The sequence below is a fragment of the Streptomyces sp. MMS24-W38 genome (genome assembly GCF_059889265.1).
On the sequence record NZ_JCBCPP010000002.1, the window covers coordinates 1 to 17,298 of the forward strand.

Annotated in this window: 13 protein-coding genes and 2 pseudogenes; 5 read left to right on the top strand and 10 right to left on the bottom strand. The window is 68.6% G+C overall.

The window, feature by feature from the left end:
• The first annotated feature begins 435 nt into the window (after positions 1 to 435).
• A complete protein-coding gene (locus AC6F7H_RS32895; protein ID WP_500754399.1) occupies positions 436 to 966 on the top strand; it encodes a hypothetical protein in 531 nt (176 codons plus the stop codon).
• 43 nt (positions 967 to 1,009) lie between these two features.
• Complete coding sequence (locus tag AC6F7H_RS32900; protein WP_500762227.1) at positions 1,010 to 3,673, top strand: helicase associated domain-containing protein; 2,664 nt, start codon at positions 1,010 to 1,012, stop codon at positions 3,671 to 3,673.
• A gap of 341 nt (positions 3,674 to 4,014) precedes the next feature.
• On the opposite strand, the gene AC6F7H_RS32905 is transcribed toward AC6F7H_RS32900, so the two are convergent.
• The 4 genes from AC6F7H_RS32905 to AC6F7H_RS32920 form a co-directional block, all read right to left on the bottom strand.
• Positions 4,015 to 4,605 (bottom strand): hypothetical protein, encoded by a 591-nt coding sequence (locus AC6F7H_RS32905; RefSeq protein WP_500762229.1) that lies wholly within the window; start codon positions 4,603 to 4,605, stop codon positions 4,015 to 4,017.
• A 4-nt stretch (positions 4,606 to 4,609) separates the two neighbouring features.
• On the bottom strand, positions 4,610 to 5,926 hold the full coding sequence (locus AC6F7H_RS32910) for a DUF7224 domain-containing protein (RefSeq protein ID WP_500762231.1): 1,317 nt from the start codon (positions 5,924 to 5,926) through the stop codon (positions 4,610 to 4,612).
• Complete coding sequence (locus AC6F7H_RS32915) at positions 5,917 to 6,663, bottom strand: ABC transporter ATP-binding protein (protein WP_500762547.1); 747 nt, start codon at positions 6,661 to 6,663, stop codon at positions 5,917 to 5,919. Before AC6F7H_RS32915 ends, AC6F7H_RS32910 begins: the two co-directional genes overlap by 10 nt.
• A gap of 66 nt (positions 6,664 to 6,729) precedes the next feature.
• Positions 6,730 to 7,200: a hypothetical protein gene (locus AC6F7H_RS32920; RefSeq protein WP_500762234.1), complete on the bottom strand. Its 471-nt coding sequence runs from the start codon at positions 7,198 to 7,200 to the stop codon at positions 6,730 to 6,732.
• A 1,000-nt stretch (positions 7,201 to 8,200) separates the two neighbouring features.
• On the opposite strand from AC6F7H_RS32920, the gene AC6F7H_RS32925 reads away from it, so the two are divergent.
• Positions 8,201 to 8,734 carry a GNAT family N-acetyltransferase gene (locus tag AC6F7H_RS32925; protein WP_500762236.1) on the top strand — a complete coding sequence of 178 codons (534 nt, stop codon included), beginning with the start codon at positions 8,201 to 8,203 and terminating at the stop codon, positions 8,732 to 8,734.
• A 19-nt stretch (positions 8,735 to 8,753) separates the two neighbouring features.
• On the opposite strand, the gene AC6F7H_RS32930 is transcribed toward AC6F7H_RS32925, so the two are convergent.
• The 5 genes and pseudogenes from AC6F7H_RS32930 to AC6F7H_RS32950 form a co-directional block, all read right to left on the bottom strand.
• Positions 8,754 to 9,554: an IS5 family transposase gene (locus tag AC6F7H_RS32930; protein WP_500762239.1), complete on the bottom strand. Its 801-nt coding sequence runs from the start codon at positions 9,552 to 9,554 to the stop codon at positions 8,754 to 8,756.
• 590 nt (positions 9,555 to 10,144) lie between these two features.
• A complete protein-coding gene (gene istB / locus AC6F7H_RS32935) occupies positions 10,145 to 10,942 on the bottom strand; it encodes an IS21-like element helper ATPase IstB (RefSeq protein WP_500762241.1) in 798 nt (265 codons plus the stop codon).
• Entirely contained in the window at positions 10,939 to 12,573 is a 1,635-nt protein-coding gene (gene istA, locus AC6F7H_RS32940; RefSeq protein ID WP_500762549.1) for an IS21 family transposase, read from the bottom strand. The genes istB and istA overlap by 4 nt, the downstream gene beginning before the upstream one ends.
• Positions 12,574 to 12,656: 83 nt before the next feature.
• A complete protein-coding gene (locus AC6F7H_RS32945) occupies positions 12,657 to 13,085 on the bottom strand; it encodes a hypothetical protein (protein WP_500762243.1) in 429 nt (142 codons plus the stop codon).
• Positions 13,086 to 13,117: 32 nt separating this feature from the next.
• Positions 13,118 to 14,352, bottom strand: a pseudogene (locus AC6F7H_RS32950) (IS3 family transposase).
• Between the two features lie 50 nt (positions 14,353 to 14,402).
• Between AC6F7H_RS32950 and AC6F7H_RS32955 the strand changes: the two are divergent.
• Positions 14,403 to 14,684, top strand: a pseudogene (locus tag AC6F7H_RS32955) (hypothetical protein); the annotation flags it as partial.
• Here AC6F7H_RS32955 and AC6F7H_RS32960 read toward each other — a convergent pair.
• On the bottom strand, positions 14,641 to 15,486 hold the full coding sequence (locus tag AC6F7H_RS32960) for an IS5 family transposase (protein WP_500759068.1): 846 nt from the start codon (positions 15,484 to 15,486) through the stop codon (positions 14,641 to 14,643). The pseudogene AC6F7H_RS32955 and the gene AC6F7H_RS32960 overlap by 44 nt on opposite strands.
• 589 nt (positions 15,487 to 16,075) lie before the next feature.
• Here AC6F7H_RS32960 and AC6F7H_RS32965 point away from each other — a divergent pair.
• Entirely contained in the window at positions 16,076 to 17,203 is a 1,128-nt protein-coding gene (locus AC6F7H_RS32965; protein WP_500762551.1) for an IS701 family transposase, read from the top strand.
• Positions 17,204 to 17,298 lie beyond the last annotated feature (95 nt).

The window sequence follows — 17,298 nt, forward strand, 5'->3', positions numbered from 1 at the left end:
TCACATCGCTGCGCGATGTGCAAGCGAACCCCCGTGCTGCGCACGGGGGTTGCGCTCCCGCTCCGCGGGAGCGCTGGCGGGTGGCTGCGCCACCCGCACAACCCCGATGCTGCGCATCGGGGTTGACGCTCCGTCCGCTGCGCTCCCGGAGCGGACGGACTTCGTCCCGCTCAGGCTTCCGCTGCGCTCCAGCCTGGGGGCGGGTCCGCTGCGCTCCCCCGCCTGGCGGTCCTTCCGGCTGCGCCTCCAGGACCGTTGGGGCCCGCTTCGCGGGCCGGGCTGGCTGCGAGAGTGGGGGTTGCTCGTTCGTTTCGGGTGCTGGTGTAGTGGGTGCATCGGATTGATGCACTATGTATTGTTGGCGGAAACACGGGACACCCTACAACCACCTGATGCGGGCCCAGGTGCCCGCGCCTTTCGGAAAAGGGAAAACGCATGTGGAGTGCTCAGGACGTGGCGCGGGATCAGGTCCGGCGTCAGGCGAATGGCCTGGACGTCGCCGCCGTTGCGGAAAAGGTCGCAGAGGCCGCTGTCCGTGAGCGGGAGACCGCAGAGCAGTTGAGGGGAAACGGTTCCTTCTACGCGTTCGAGATGGACCGGGAGCGGTTGGCTGCCATCTGGTGGGCCCAGCACGCCGAGTGGCGGCGCGTCAGGGACTTGATGACCGCAGTCGGCTGGAGCGTGTACGAGCCGGAACAGGACGCTCAGGGCTCGGTGTGGGCACGCGAGCGTGAGGAACGGCTTACTGATGCTCTTGCGGCACAGACCGGCTTCGGGGCGCGGGGGGAGGAAGCGGATGAGCTGCGGGCGGAGGTCTGGTTGTCCACCGTGTCCAGTCGGCTGGTCCGGGTGGTGGCCGGCCGGACGGGACTGCGTCCCGCTGAGGTCCTGGCGCAGCTTGCCGAGCGGATCGTGGTGGGCGAGGACGGTACGGTGTCCGTCCCGCCCTTCACGCCGTCCCTGTGATTTCCGAAGCGAGCGGAAAAGAAGGCAGAGGAGGAGTGGGGGAATGCTGGGTATTCAGCTTCGGGAACACCAGGTGGCCCAGAAAGCGAGTTTCCGTCGGTGGGTGGGATTCCCTGCAAGATCATCCGTACCGTCGGAGGGGGCGCGGGGCACGATCGTGTCCGCGACCGGATCGGGCAAGACGATCACCGCCGCCGCGTGCGCGCTGGAAGGCTTCCCGGGCGGGCGAATCCTGGTGACCGTCCCGACCCTGGACCTACTCGCACAGACCGCCCAGGCATGGCGGCTGGTGGGCCACCGGGCGCCGATGGTGGCGGTGTGCTCCCTGGAGAAGGACGAGGTCCTGGAGCGGCTCGGGGTGCGCACCACCACCAACGCGATCCAGCTCGCCCTGTGGGCCGGGAGCGGGCCCGTCGTCGTGTTCGCCACGTACGCCTCCCTCGTGGACCGCGAAGACTTCGAGGACCCGATGGGCCAGGAGAAGGTGCGCGGGCCTTTGGAGGCCGCCCTGGCGGGCGGAGAGCGCCTGTACGGCCAGCGCATGGATGGCTTCGACCTCGCGATCGTGGACGAGGCCCACGGCACGGCCGGTGATCTTGGCAGGCCGTGGGCGGCGATCCACGACAACGCCCGGATCCCGGCCGGCTTCCGGCTGTACCTGACCGCGACCCCGCGCATCCTTGCCTCGCCCCGGCCCCAGAAGGGCGCCGGCGGGAAAGAGCTGGAGCTGGCGTCGATGGGCCAGGACTCCGAGACGTACGGGCCGTGGCTGGCCGAGCTCGGGCTGAGCGAGGCGATCGAGCGGGGCATCCTCGCCGGATTCGAGATCGACGTGCTGGAGATCCGCGACCCCTCCCCCGTCCTCGGGGAATCGCAGGAGGCGCAGCGGGGCCGGCGCCTGGCCTTGCTGCAGACCGCACTTTTGGAGCACGCGGCGGCGTACAACCTGCGTACGGTGATGACGTTCCATCAGAAGGTGGAGGAGGCCGCCGCGTTCGCGGACAAGCTGCCCCAGACCGCAGCCGAGCTGTACGCAGGCGACGCCACCGACCACGACCTGGCCGCCGCGGACCGGCTGCCGAAGTCGTCGATCGACGCACGGTTCTACGAGCTGGAGGCCGGCCGCCACGTACCCCCGGACCGCGTCTGGTCGGCCTGGCTGTGCGGCGACCACCTCGTCGCCGAGCGGCGCGAAGTGATCCGGCAATTCGCCAATGGGATCGATGCCGCGGGCCGGCGGGTGCACCGCGCGTTCCTGGCGAGTTGCCGGGTGCTCGGGGAAGGCGTGGACATCACCGGCGAGCGCGGTGTGGAGGCCGTGTGCTTCGCCGACACTCGCGGCTCGCAGGTGGAGATCGTGCAGAACATCGGCCGGGCACTCAGGCTCAACCGGGACGGCTCCACGAAGATCGCGCGGATCATCGTGCCGGTGTTCCTTCAGCCGGGCGAGGACCCGACCGACATGGTCGCCTCCGCCTCGTATGCCGGGTTGGTCGCTGTGCTCCAAGGCCTCCGCAGTCATGATGAACGACTCGTGGAGCAGCTCGCCTCGCGTGCCCTCACCAGCGGGCAGCGCACGGTGCACGTCCGGCGCGACGAGGAGGGGCGGATCGTCGGCGCCAGCGGTGAGGGTGACGGCGAGGACCAGGAGCAGGGCGATACCGACGGCGCCGCCGAGTCCGCGCTGCTCCACTTCTCCTCTCCCCGGGACCCCGGCACGATTGCGGCGTTCTTGCGTACGCGGGTCTACCGGCCGGAATCCCTGGTGTGGCTCGAGGGCTACCAGGCCCTCATCCGCTGGCGGAAGGAGAACGAGATCACCGGCCTGCACGCCGTGCCCTATGACGTTGAGGTCGAGGTCGGGGTGACGAAGGACTTTCCGCTGGGCAGGTGGGTGCACCAGCAGCGGAAGGCGCTGCGGGCGGGTGAGCTGGAGGAGCGGCGCAAGGAACTGCTCGACGCGCCGGAGGCCGGCATGGTCTGGGAACCGGGCGAAGAGGTGTGGGAGAACAAGCTCGCCGCGCTGCGCTCCTACCGGCGCGCCACGGGGCACCTTGCTCCGCGTCAGGACGCGGTGTGGGGCGAGAGCCAGGCGATGGTGCCCGTCGGGCAGCACATGGCCAATCTGCGCAGGAGGGGCGGCCTCGGCAAGAACCCGGAACGTGCCAGGACCCGCGCGGAGCAGTTGGAGGCGATCGACGAGGACTGGAACTGCCCGTGGCCGCTGGACTGGCAACGCCACTACCGCGTGCTCGCGGACCTGGTCGACGCCGACGGCCACCTGCCCGACATCGCACCCGGCGTGCTCTTCGACGGCGACGATCTTGGGAAGTGGCTGAAGCGGCAGAAACAGCCCGGCACCTGGGCGCAGCTGTCCGACGAGCAGCAGGAACGGCTGACCGCGCTGGGCATCAAGCCAATTGAGGCACCGTCTCCCGCCCCGGCAGCTCCCCGTGCGACGAAGAGCCCGAGCAAGGCACAGCAGGCATTCCAACGCGGCCTGGCAGCCCTCGCACAGTGGGTGGAACGGGAAGGCGCCCACCGGCCGGTGCCAAGAGGCCACAGCGAACAGATCACGCTCGACGACGAGGTCGAGCCGATCGCGGTCCGGCTCGGCGTGTGGGTCTCCAACACCCGCGCGAGGCGCGACAAACTCACAGCCGAGCAACTCGACGCGCTGCGGGAGCTGGGTGTGGAGTGGGCCTGACATCGCCACCGGCCGGACGCTAAACCGGCCGGACCCATCAGTCCACAACGCGAGACCCCGGGCGGTCATGACAACGCCCGGGTTCTCGTGCTGTCGGCGCTCCAGGGCGGCAGGCCGAGCAGACCAGTGTCGAGCATGGCGCTGTATGAACATCGCGCGCCGGGACTCCGCTGCCGACGTCGACGTACCCCACACCACAACCGCATGACCACACAGGCCCGTTAGAACCTCGAAAGCCGAGTGGCCTCGTCCGCGGGCACATAGCCGAGGGCCGCGCGGTTAATCACCAAACGCACGAAAGAGGCGATGAATGCCAAGCCTTCCCGGAAAGCTTTTCCGACTCAGCTCACGTTGCGGAGCATCGGGGAGGCCGGGGCTGCGGCTGTGCCGAGGGCCAGCATCGTGATGGCCGTGAGTGCGGCAGGTATGTGGTCCGGGGACAGGAGGATGACCGACCACGGATGAGCCTGACCGTTGCCGCCCGAGTTGCCGATGAGCATCATCGTGATCACCCATGCCACCGGAGTGATGGCAGCCACCTGATGACCCGCTATCCGGCGGGCGCACAGCATCAGCCCGACCAGGAACGCGGTATTGCGGCCAGCCGTGTTCGCAATCTCGGCGTCGAGGAGTACCGAAACGGTGTGCGCCACGGCGACCGTGGTCAGGATGGTGGCCAGAACCAGTGCCTGGTCGAAGCGGGCAACGGGACGACTGCCCGACGCCTCGGCGGCGGGAAGCCTGCTGCTGAGGCAGAGCGCGAGCCCCATGCAGGCCAGGAGCGGGGCGAAGAGAACCAGAGGTCGGGCGGCGTCGCTGCCCAGGGAAGGAAGATCGACCAGCGTGTCCCCGGCCGCTGCGGTCAGTGCGGCGTAAGCCGCGAGAGCGGCGGCGAGGACCGGGATCCGTCGTGTTTTCAGCCACAGGCGCATCGGATCATCCTCCCGTCTTGGCGATGGTCGGCATGGTCTCCGGAGCGGGTTTGCACTGCTGAAGCAACGTGACATTGCGCGTGAACCACGACAGCTGCTCGTCGGGCGACAGCTTCGTCTCTCTGTCCACCACGGACATCACTCGCGGGTCGGCGGCCAGCTTCTGACTGTACTGGCTCTGGATCTCGTCGACGTCCATGCCGGCCTTCACCATGAGCCAGGCCGCGAGTGTGCCCACGTGGCCGGTGTGGGCGTCGGATGTGGTGGGACACGGCGGGATCGGTGGCAGCGCCGACGCCGCGACGCTCGCCCTCACAGCCACGTCGTCCATGTCCCGGTAGAGGAACAGCCTCCACGTCCGCGCATCGATGTCGGCTGCCTCGGAGACGAACGCGAGCTCCTTCGGCGGCTCCAGGCCTGCCTCCACGAGGCGCGGCACGATCTCCTTCGCGGCATCGGCCAGCGGCTCCAGACTGCCGGTCGCCTCTAGAGGGACGCAGATCCTGGGGGAATCACCGGTGCACACGGGCGGGTCGGTGCGGGCGCGCAGCGGCGGGTCACCATTCCAGTCGCGCACGGGCAGGATGGCTGAGACGGTGAACACGCTCAGGCAGACCAGGGACGCGGCAGCTGCTGCGCCGACGCGTACGACGCGGTGGCGACGCCACCGGGCGATCTCCGCACTGACCAGGACAGCGGCCAGGATGCCCGTGGCCAGCACCATCGGTACGGCGAGCGCCACCGGGTTCATAGTGATGGTGATGTCCCCGTAGGGGGCGCCGAGCCATCCGGTGAGTTCCCGCAGCCACATCGGGTCGACGACCGTGACGGGCATCACCAGGCACAGGTAGTCGATGACGAGGATCAGTGGTGCGGCCAGAATGCGCGGCAGCAGCATGCCAAGCCCGTAGCCGAGGGCGGTGTGGACGATGATGAGGTACCCGGCCATGGCCAGCACGCCCAGGTGCGGCCAGTCATGTGCCGCACCGGTCGCCAGACGCACGGTCAACAGGCACACCACGACCGCCGCCACTCCGAGGAGCACCACGGGCCACAGTACGCTGATCGCTATCGCGTACCTGCCGCGCACGGGTGCCAGCCGGTGGACCCCCGCCCTCCTCAGCCGCCCGGCCTCCCAGGCCGCGAAAGCCGCGCAGGCGGGGGCGTAGAAGGGGAGAGTGTGCCCGACCAGAGCGGTGTTGCCGGCCCAGTAGGCCGGTTCGTTCGCCGCCTCATGGCTGGTGACCAGCCACACCCACGCGAGGACCAGAGGAGCGACCCAGACGACGCTGGTGGTACGCAGGGCTGTTGCTACGCGCACGCCGCCTCCTCCTGAACGGTGGCGTAGTAGGCGGCTTCCGCGAGGCGGCCCGGCGCGGTGCCGGGCGGGGCCAGGGCATGGAATTCGCGTACCGCACCGGCGAAGCGGATGGTCCCGCCGCTGAGCACGACGACGTGGTCGTAGGTGTCCTCCAGATCGGCGACATCGTGAGTGGAGAGCAGCACGTGCTGGTCGAGGCCGCCGAGGATCTCGTGGAAGACGCGTCGCTGGCGCGGGTCCATGCCGGCTGTCGGCTCGTCGAGCAGAAGGACTTCGGCCTCGTGCACCAGGGACTGGGCAACGCCGACCCGGCGCTGCTGCCCGCCGGACATCTGGCGCACCTTCCGGTCGGCGAAGTCGGCGAGTTCGACTCGCTGGAGAGCGCCGAGAGAGGCGTCCCAGGCGTCCCGGCGGTTCATTCCTTTCAGCCAGCCGACATAGGCCACCTGTTCGCGGGCGGTCAGCCGGGGAACAGACTCGATGTGCTGGGGCAGCCAGGCGACGCGTCGACGGTATTCGGCAAGATTGGCACGCCGGGCAGTCGTCCGCCTCCCGTACGCAACGGTGCCGGCCTGTGGCTGTAGTACGGAAGCGGCCAACGACAGGACCGTCGACTTGCCGGCGCCGTTGGGGCCGAGGAACACGGTCCGGCCGGGCGGGAAGGCGAAGGTGAAGTCCTGGATGACCGAACTGCGGCGGTGATAGCCGAACGCGGCCGAGTGGAAGCCGATGGGCATGGTGCGCACTCTCTGACAGTGGGGGAAGCCCGCACCCGTTCGGTGCGGGCTCTGACGTGCCTCAGATCACCACATGTGGACTCGCGTGGCGGACAGCGTCGGTCCGCTGGAAGTGGTGTTCCCGTTCACCGCCTTGATCTGGAAGAAGAGGTCATCGCCCTTGCGCCCGGCCCACTCTCCGTGGGACTTGCCTCCACTGAAGCAGGCGGTGAAGGTCTTCGTCTCCCAATACTCGTTCGGGGTGGTGTAGTTGTAGTTGATCAGCTGAACCTTGGTCGACTCGCTGAGGTACCCGCGATCCGAGGTTCTGCAGTTGTAGAAGTCGATGATTGTCGGAGCTGTCGCGATGTCGGTCTTGCTGGACTGGAAGCCGGGCCGCACAGCCGTGAGGTAGCTGTCGATGGCCGCTATGGAGACTCCTTCTTCCTTGCCCCCTGGGGCGTCCTCGGCGGACGCGGCAGGTGCGGCGACGAGCGGCAGCAGGGCGGCACAGGCCACGACCGCCGCGGTCTTGAACATACCGAGAGAAGAACGCATGGATCACTCCTGAAGTGAGGGTGCTCGCGAGGCCCGATCGGCCTCACCGTCCCCTCCGGGAGTAAGGCCCGGGGGACAGCCAAGCTTTACCTGTGGTTTAGACCACCCGGAGCCTCCTCCTGGCGAACGTGATCTTTCTGTGATCAACTCCAGGTCAAACACGCTGAGTTGTGCAGTTCCTTGACAGGAAATTGTTGATCGAACGCTGAGTGTGAAGTTGTCCCGGTGCTGGCCTTGGCGGACGCGTCGGCGCTCCTGCTCGAGGTGGAATGCCCAGGAGGCGTCGATGACACCCTCGCTGTGCAGGGCGCGGATTCTGGAGGACGACTTCGGCTCCGGCAAGGCCCTGCGGATCTACACCGGAAGGACACACCGCGACCTGCAGCAACCTCACGAGCCGTCACCGCAAAAACGGCACCCCGATGTCACCACCACCCCACACCGCACGGCGAAGCCCCAGCCCACCGCCCTGACACCAGCGCTGGAGAGCACTGGTGTCACCACTACAGAAACCGGTGACCTTGAGATGCAGATTCGCACTGCCGACGCGCAACACCACGTCCACGCCGCCGATCCCCCGGCGAGCTGGCCTCTGCCCCAGCCCTGCCCCATCCCTTCTTCCTGCTGGTGGGCGGCCGAGGAGGCTCTAGGGGGATGTCAGACACGGCAGCTGTAGTTCTTGATCGGTAGGGCATCGCTGCTGGTCAAGCCGTTGTGGCTTCGTTGATGTCTAGGGACAGCATTTGTCGACGGTTTCCGAAGGCAGTTAGTGATCAACGAGCTCGGAGATGTCGAGGAGAAATGACGGCACTGCCGTGTCCGCGAAGCGGGATGTCGGCGTACAGGTCAACGTCCCACCGGGTACAGCCGAACGTGCACAAGTCCAAGACGGCGTTCAGGGATGGGTCTCGGTTGTCCCGCATTTCGAGCGCCCACGGTCGGCAGGACCGACGGCGCCCCGTGGCATGAAAGCGCGTTCGCCCGTGAGATGGTTGCTGTCATGACAGTTGGCGCGCCGGGTAGCGAGGTTGCACTCGAGACGAGTCGCCTGCTGCTCAGACCTTGGCGGGTAGCCGAGGCTGTCGTCCAGCGTGAGCTGTGGACCGAGCGTGATCCACGAGTGCCGCCGCACCGCCGAATCGACGCGGACGGACACCCCACGGTCGCGGAGCTCGAGGATTCGATCCGCACCAACCGGCTGTGGTCGATCGGGTTGCTGGCGGTCGAACGGAAGGCCTCTCGTGACGTCATCGGCTACTGCGGGCTGGTCGACAGCGGGCGAGGGTCGGTAGGGGAACCGGAACTGGCATTCGAGCTGCTACGCCGAGTTTGGCGTCAGGGATACGCGACCGAGGCCTCGTTGGCGGTTCTGGAATGGGCGCGATCGTCTGGGTACGAACGTCTGTGGGCCACGGTCTGGGACTGGAACACCGCTTCTCGCCGAGTGCTGGCCAAGGTCGGGTTCACCGAGACCGATCGGAAGGAAGCGGACGCGGTGCACGGGACCACCCTGTTCACCACGAGACGGCTCTGAGTGCTTGTCCATGAACTGATCATCTCGGGGGTGGCGGGGCGGTGGCGCGGGCGAGGCGGCGTCGCATCAGGAGGATCATCGACCAGTGGACCATGGCCTCGTGGTGCTCCGGTAAGCGCTCGTAGTCGCGGACACATCGGCGGCGTTGGCAGATCCACGACAGGGTGCGCTCGACCACCCAGCGCCTGGGGAGCACCACGAAGCCCTTCACGTCGTCGCTGCGCTTGACGATCTCCAGCGTGACCTGGACTTTCTCCTTCGCCCAATCCACGAGCCTGCCCGCGTAGCCGCCGTCGGCCCACACCAGGACGATCCGCTCGTAGAGGTCGCGGAGGAACTCCAGCGCCGGGCGGGCGCCGTCGCGGTCCTGCACGTTCGCGGCGGTCACCAGCACGACCAGGACCATGCCGAGGGTATCCACGATCACGTGGCGCTTGCGGCCGCCGACCTTCTTGCCCGCGTCCCACCCCCGACTGCCGGCGCCGACGGTCTCCGCGGCCCGTACCGACTGCGAGTCGATGACCGCCGCGGACGGCTCCCGCTCACGCCCTTCGGCCTCGCGGACCTTCTCGCGAAGGTCGTTGTGGAGGGCGAGGGTGAAGCCGTCCCGGCTCCATCGGGTGAAGATCGCGTGCAGGCTCTTCCAGCGAATGCCGTAGTCGGCGGGCAGGTTGCGCCACTTGTTGCCGTTGTCGGCGACGTAGCAGATGGCGTCGATGACCAGGCGTCGGCAGTACTCCTCCGGGCGGCCGCCGTTGCCGTCCAGCCAGGCCGGCCAGGGCAGCAGCGGCGCGATGGCCTGCCATTCCGCGTCCGTCATGTCCGTGGTGTAGCGGCGCGGACGGGCGGGGCGGTCGGCGCCGTGGCCGAACCGACAGGCGACGCAGGAGCAATCGACTTCCTCAACCGTGGAGACAGGGGACGGCGCGGTGGCGTACAACGGCATGACGGGACCTCTTGGTGCGGCGGCCGGCTTCGACACCGCTGTTGCTACCAAGAGGTCCTGCTCGTCCGGACGACTTCACCGATTCCGCCCTGACGATCAGTTCATGGACAGGCACTGAGACACCGGACGTTTGGCCTGCGGACGGCTCCGTGCAGTGCTGGCAGGCGGCAGGTGGCCCCAATCCGTCGGCAGGCAGAAGCGGATGCGGCACACACTCCACGCCGGGGCGCTGGGGACGGAACACCACGGGGGCTGGCGGGGCCGTTCTCATGGGTCTCGCTGAGTCCGGTGGTCGGATCGCGGTCGGTTGAAGCGTCGCATCTGCCTCCGCTCGTCTCATCGTCGATCCGCACGACGCTGTGCACGGCAGCTGTACTTGGGTGTGCACGTTGACTCGCACGCCGACACGGGACGGCCAGTCGCCCGTCTGGGCGGCTGGCCGTCGAGGCAGGTAGCGGCAGGGGTCAGCCAGCCTTCGCGGGCTCCTCAGCTCGTGCCCGCGTGCTGGCCAGGCGGTAGGAGTCGGTGCCGGTCTCGATGATGGTGCCGTTGAACGTCAGCCGGTCGACAATGGCCGCGCAAAGCCGCGGATCCGTGAACGTCTTCGTCCAGCCCCCAAAGGACTCGTTGGAGGCGATGGCGACGCTGTTCTTCTCCTCGCGTTCGGTCAGGACCTGGAACAAGAGTTCAGCGCCGTGCCGGTCCAGTTCCATGTAGCCGAGCTCATCGATGCACAAAAGATCAACACGTCCGTAACGGGCGATGGTCTTGTTGAGCTGCTTCTCGTCGGCTGCCTCGACCAGCTCGTTCACCAGCTTCGTCGCGAGCGTGTAGCGGACGCGGTAGCCCTTCATCGCGGCCTCGGTGCCCAGGGCGATGAGCATGTGGGACTTGCCGGTGCCGGAGTCGCCGATCAGGCAGAGCGGCTGGCTCTTCTTGATCCATTCACAGCTGGCCAGGTTGTGGATCGTGGCTGCGTCGATGTTGGGGTTAGCGTCGAAGTCGAAGGCTCTCAGGGACTTTTCTCGCGGGAAGCCGGCTGCCTTGATCCGTCGTTCCGAGCGGCGGCGGGACCGGTCGTCGCACTCGGTCATCAGCAGTTCGGCAAGGAAGCCCCGGTAGGTCATCTGGTCTTTCATCGCCCGGTCGGCGATGTCGGAGAACTCGTTGCGGATCGAGGGCAGTCGCAGCATTCGGCAGGCGGTGTCGATGGCGGCGTCGGCGGCCTGTTCGGTCAAACCTCGCTGGCGGGGCAGGGTCACTGTGCTTCTCCCTCACGGTGGTCACCGCCGCTGGTGCGACGGCGTCGGAGCAATTGGTCATAGGGGGTCACCGAGGGCAGCGGCCTGGTGTCCTCAGGAAGGTGCGCGAGCCGCCATTCGTACAGAGACGTCACCGTCGCCGGCGGATTCCCGGACGCCAGCTGGCCAACCGCAGGGATGGGTTCGGTCTCGGCCTGGGCGACCTTGCGGGCTTCCAGAGCGACCGCGTCCGCGGTCATGGCCCCGGCCCGCAGAGCCGCTGCGAGGCCGGCGACGACATGCTCATGGGGCAGATGCCGCCCCAGTAGGAGGACCTCGATCAGAGCCCGGGTGCCGTCCCGCTCACCATGCATCTTGCGGGCCTGATCCCACCAGGCGTCGTGGACCGGGGTGAACCTGCCTGCCGAACGGGCCTGTTCGAGGGCTGTGGAGCCAGGGAAGGCACCGGGCTTGCGGACCAGGACTTCCAGGTAGTGGTCCAGATCCAGACGGACGGCACCCTTCGCGATCAGCCGCTCGTGCCGGGCTACTTCCACGTTCTGGTCGTAAACCACCAGATGAGAAGCGTGCAGCACGACGCGCACGCGTTTGCCGATCAGCCGGATGGGGACTGAGTAGCGGTTGGTGCGGACCGGGATCTGGCCGTAGCGGTCGACCCGCGGGGTGAACAGCCGGCCCGTCTCGAACGGTTCCTCGGGCAGCGGCATCAGCAGCGGTTGTTCGAGTGCGAAGTACTCCGCGACCGTCTTGGGCCTGGAGCCGATGCGGCGGGCGTCGTCCTGCCGGTCCCACTGCTCGACCATCTCGTTCAGCTCGGCGAGCGAGGAGACCTCGGGGACGGGAACGAAGTGGTTGCGGCGGAAGTAGCCGATCATCCCTTCGACTCCGCCCTTCTCGTGGGCGCCTTCGATGCCGGGCCGGCAGTAGAAGCTTTCGATGCCGAAGTGCGAGCGGAAGGCGATCCACCGGTCGGCCTCGACTCTTCCCCTGCTCTGCCCCAGCACCCTGGCGACGGCGGCCTTCAGGTTGTCGTAGCGGACCTTGGTCCTCGGAACTCCGCCCAGCGTCCGCAGTGCATGAACGTGGCCTTCGAAGAAGGCTTCCTGGCCGCAGGAGGCGAACACGCGGTGGACGGCCTTGCCCGAGTACGACAACCGGAAGGAGAAGAGGTAGCAGGTGACCAGCTCGCCGCCCAGGCGCACGGTCACGTCACCGAAGTCGACCTCCGCTTCGTGACCGGGCAGGTGTGTCTGCGGGACGAACGCTTCCAGCGGCGCTTTGCCGGACTCGACCAGGATCTCGGGCTTCCGGCCGGCGACGTAGTAGCGGACCATCCCGTAGGAGACGTCCGCCCCGTGCTCGTCGACCAGCCGGTGGAAGATTCGGGTGACGGTGTGCCGCTGCTTGCGCGGCGCGTCCAGGTCCGCCCGGAGGATCTCGTCGATTACCGGCTTGTACGGGTCCAGCGTGGTGGCTCGAGGAGGCAGCTTCTTGCGTGGCTCAGGCCAGGCCGAGTCCAACGCCTTCCGTACCGTCCGCCACGTCACGCCGTGCTTGCGCTCAAGCTCCCGCATCGACATGCCGCCGCGGTGGTCACGCCGGATCGCCGCGTACAGCTCGACCTTCGACATCTGCGGCATGACCAGGACCTTTCACCAGGAGCATCCCGATGCTGCCCTGACAAGAACCCCAGTGCCTCCCGAACTCATCAACATCACCCGACCGTGGTTCTGGGCGCCTCCCAAACCCGTCGACAAGTAACGTCGCTACTGCTCGATAAAGCCACCGTTGCGGCGGCGGTGATGTTGTTCCACCGGCGGTGGGCTTCGGCGGCTTGGTGTTGGTGGCGGCGGCGCCAGGTGGACCAGAGCAGGAGGTGGTCGCGGTCGCGCCGGGGCTGGGGCAGAGCGGTGATCCGTAGGAGTCGGAGGAGTTCGCGGCCGCTGGCCGGAACGAGCGCGCTGCTCGTGGTGGGGGCTGTGGTGGTGCGGGCGCGGGTGATCGCGAGGACGGCGGCGGCGAGCATGCTGACCAGGGTCCAACGCATCCAGGAGTTCCAGCAGGTGGTCTGGCCCTGATCGAGGCCGCAGACGCCCTTGGCCAGCTGGAAGTCCTCCTCGACGCGCCACCGGCAGCACACCACATTGTCAAGCCCCGGGTTTGGTGGACGGTGGGTTAGCTGGTTTTCAGGGTGAGTTCTGGTGTGGGTGATGCAGTGTGGAGGGCCTCGTACTCGGCGGGCGGGAGGTGCCCGAGCTCTCCGTGGAGGCGTCGCCGGTTGAACCAGTCGATGTACTCCGCCACGGCGATCTCGATGTCGTTGATGCCGGTCCACGGGCCCTTATTGCGGATCAGCTCGGCCTTGAACAGGCTGTTGAAGGCCTCCGCGAGGGCGTTGTCGTACGAGTCGCCGCGTGAGCCGACCGATGCCACGGCGGCCTCATCGGCGAGGCGTTCGGTGGAGCGCAGGGCGCGGTATTGCACGCCGCGATCGGAGTGATGGACCAGTCCGGCCAGGTCCGCGCCGTCGCGCCGGCGGCGCCAGATACCCATGTCCAGGGCGTCGAGGGCGAGGTCGGTGTAGAGGCTGGTGGCGACCTGCCAGCCGACGACCATGCGGGAGAAGACGTCGATGACGAACGCGGCGTACACCCAGCCGGAGAAGGTGCGGATGTAGGTGATGTCCGCGACCCACAGCTGGTTCGGTCCGCTCGCGGTGAACTCGCGTTTGACCAGGTCGGCGGGGCGGCCGGTCTCGGGAGCCGGCCGGGTGGTGCGCGGGCCCCTAGCCCTGCTCACGCCGCGCAGGCCGGCCTCGCGCATGAGGCGTTCCACGGTGCAGCGGGCCACGTTCCGCCCGGCTCTGCGCAGCGCGGCGTGGATCTTCCGGGCGCCGTAGACGCCGTAGTTGGCGGCGTGGAGCACGCGGATCTCCTGGGTGAGCCGCGCATCGCGCAGGCTGCGGGCACTGGGGGGCCTGCTGGCGGCGGCGTAGTAGGTGCTCGGCGCGATCTCGGCGTCGGTGCCCTTCAGGGCCTCGCAGATCGGCTGGACGCCGAACTCCTGTTTGTGCTGGTCGACGTAGGCGACCTTCAGCGCAGTGGGCGGTCCAGCTCCGCGGCGAAGAAAGCCGAGGCGGACTTCAGGATGGCGTTGGCCCGGCGCAGCTCCTTGTTCTCGCGTTCCAGCTCGGCGATCCGGGCGGCGTCGGCGCTGGTGGTGCCCTCGCGCAGGCCCTCGTCGGTCTCGGCCCGCTTGACCCAGGTGCGCAGGGCCTCGGGGTGGACGTCGAGCTGTTCGGCGATGCGGCGGATTGCTCCGGTCCGGCCGGCGGGGTCCTGGCGGGCCTCGACCGCCATCCGTGTCGCGCGCTCACGCAGTTCGTCGGAGTACTTCTTGGGGGCAGCCATGGTCGGCATCCTTCCGGGTCTTCGATGTCTCCATCAAACCCAGGGCGATTCAGTCGCAGGTGCCCCTGTGGCGCGAGGGACTTGCCCGGTCGGCGCTGCCGGTGGACTACCAGCGCATCCTGCAGGTGGCAGCCGACCGGGCCCGGCTCGGGCAGGGGCCGGTGACCTGTCAGGAACTGGCCGCAGGGTTCGGCATGGACGTGGTACCGGCGCGGGTGGAGGCGCTGCGGTCGAAGGCCAAGCGCCTGGTGGCCCGCGGCTGGCTGGCCGAGCAGCAGCCGGGCCGGTTCACGCCTGCCCGCGGGGTGGCCGGGCCAGGCGGCGGGTCATGAGCAGGGTCATCGACCAGTAGACCATCGCCTCGGCGCTGCTGGTGCGGCGCTCGACGTCGCGGACCAGGCGGCGGCTTTGCATCAGGTGGGCGAAACACCGCTCGACGATCCACCGTTTGGGCAGCACCACGAAGCCGCGCATGTCGTCGCTGCGCTTGACGATCGCCAGGACCAGGGCGAACGTGGCCAGGCAGTGCTCGATGAGGCTGCCGGTGTAGCCGCCGTCGGCCCACACCAGCTCCAGCCGGTGGTGGGCGGCGGCCACCCGCGCCAGCAGGACCTGGGCGGCGGCGCGGTCGCCGACATCCGCGGCGGTGACCAGCACGCCCAGCAGCAGGCCGAGGGTGTCGACCACGACGTGCCGCTTACGGCCGTTGATCAGCTTGCCGCCGTCGAAGCCGCGGCTGTCGGCGCCGACCACGGCGTCCGCCTTGATGGACTGGGAGTCGATCACCCCGGCCGTCGGCTCCGCGTCCCGGCCCAGCTTCTTGCGGACCTGCGCGCGCAGCCGGTCGTGGAACTCCTGGATCAGGGCGTTCTCGAGCCAGCGGCGGAAGAACGCGTACACCCGGTCCCACGGCGGGAAGTCGGCGGGCATCGCCCGCCACTTGATTCCGTTGTCGACGAGGTAGCGGATCGCGTCCAGTATCGCGCGGTGGCAGTAGCCCTCGGGCCGGCCGCCCCGGCCGCCCAGCCAGGCGGGCACCGGCAGCAGCGGCCGGACCTCGGCCCACTCCGCGTCCGTCAGGTCGGTCGGGTACCGGCGCTGCCGCTCGGGCCGGTCGGCCGCGTTGCCGTACACGTGCGCGAGGCACTCACACGATGGAGCAGCCGGGTTGGACTGCCCGCCCGTTGACACGGAAGACTGCGGCACCGGGGCCTCCTGTTGCTCTATGGATTCGACACCCACGAGTTGTTCAGGAGGCCCCGTCTTCATGCCCTGGCCTCGGCAGGATCACCCGACCGGGAACCCGCGTTCGACCGCCACCGCTCAAGATCGAAAAGACAACAGCTTCTTAAGTTTCCGGACCACCGTGAAAGTGCTGCGCACCGCCGCCCAGGTCGGGCAGCTGGTCGGGGCCCGCATCGCCGCAGGCCCCCCGTCCCCGCAGAACCCCGCGTAGCACTCCGGCCACCGCCACCCCGGCCCCGGGCCCGTCGGTCCGGGGCCGCCTCGCGTTCGTGGGCCGACCGCCTCAGTCGCGGTCGGATTTAGGAAACCCGCCCAGGCCAGAGTCCCCACGCGGGCAGGGCGAGCCGGCACGAGCGACAGCCGCCCGGCAGCTCGCCGGGGGCACAGACCTGCGATATCTCCGCCCCGTGTCAGTGACTCGACTTTCGACGTTTTCGTTGATCGTCGTGTGGGTCGCCCAGGCGGGTGATGTGACGTCATCTGGCCGCGCTGGCCGGCGACAGCCTGGAACCCGGACATCCTGGGTATCTCACTGTCCCATCTGATCGTGCGCCGACTGCTGCCCGAGGGCGCGGTGCTGACCGTGGCGGTGGACGACACGCTGTTCAAGCGGCACGGGAAGAAGGTGCACGGTGCGGCCTGGCAGCACGACGGCGCGGCCAGGGGACCCAGGCCGGTCGGGCGCGGGACCTGCTTCGTGGTGGTCGGCATCGTGGTTCAACTGCCGTTCCTGGCACGGCCGGTGTGCCTGCCGGTGATGGCCCGGCTGTGGCGCCCGAAGCAGGAGCAGTCCAAAGTCGACCTGGCCGCGTCCATGATCCGCCTGCTGGCCGCCTGCCACTACCGGCGGCGCATCCACGTCGTCGCGGACGCCGCCTACCACGGCAGGGCGCTCCGGGCTCTGCCCGCGACCTGCACGTTCACCACGCGGCTGCCCGCCTCGGCGGTGCTGTACGACCTCGCCCCGCCGCCCACCGGACGCCGCGGCCGACCCGCTCTGAAGGGCAAGCGGCTGGGCACCGCGAAGGACCTGGCCGAGCGGGCCGTCTTCGCCGCATTCGAGGTCACGCGCTACCAGCGCACCGATACCGTCCACCTGGCCGAGATCACCTGCCTGTGGTACGGCTCGTTCCACACCCGCACCGTCCGCGTGATCCTCCTGCGCGATGGGGACACCGTCAGCGGCTACGACCTGGCCCTGGTCACCACCGACCTGGACACGCCGCTTTCGGAGTTGGTCACCCGCTACGCGTGTCGCTGGTCGATTGAGGTCACCTTCGCCGAGGCCCGCGACCTGCTCGGGGCCGGCCAGGCCCAGAGCCGCACCCGCCACGCGGTGGAACGCACCGTGCCGTTCGCGTTGTACTGCTACACGATCACCGTGGTCTGGTACGCGCTGCACGGCCATCACCCGGCCGATGCCGCCCAGCGCCGCGAGCGGGCCCCGTGGTACACCACCAAGGCCGAGCCGTCCCTGTCCGACATGGTCACCAAGCTCCGCCGGGTGATCATCGCCGCCCGATTTACGCCTACCCGCTCAGGCCGGCCCACGGACGAGGAAATCCGCGCCGTCCAGCAGGCATGGGCCGCGGCCGACGCAGCCTGATCGCCCAAACCTGTCAGAACGTCGAAAGTCGAGTCAGTGAACCACCACGGGATATACCCCGCCGTGACAATGAGCCCCGGTGCCCGTGTCACCCT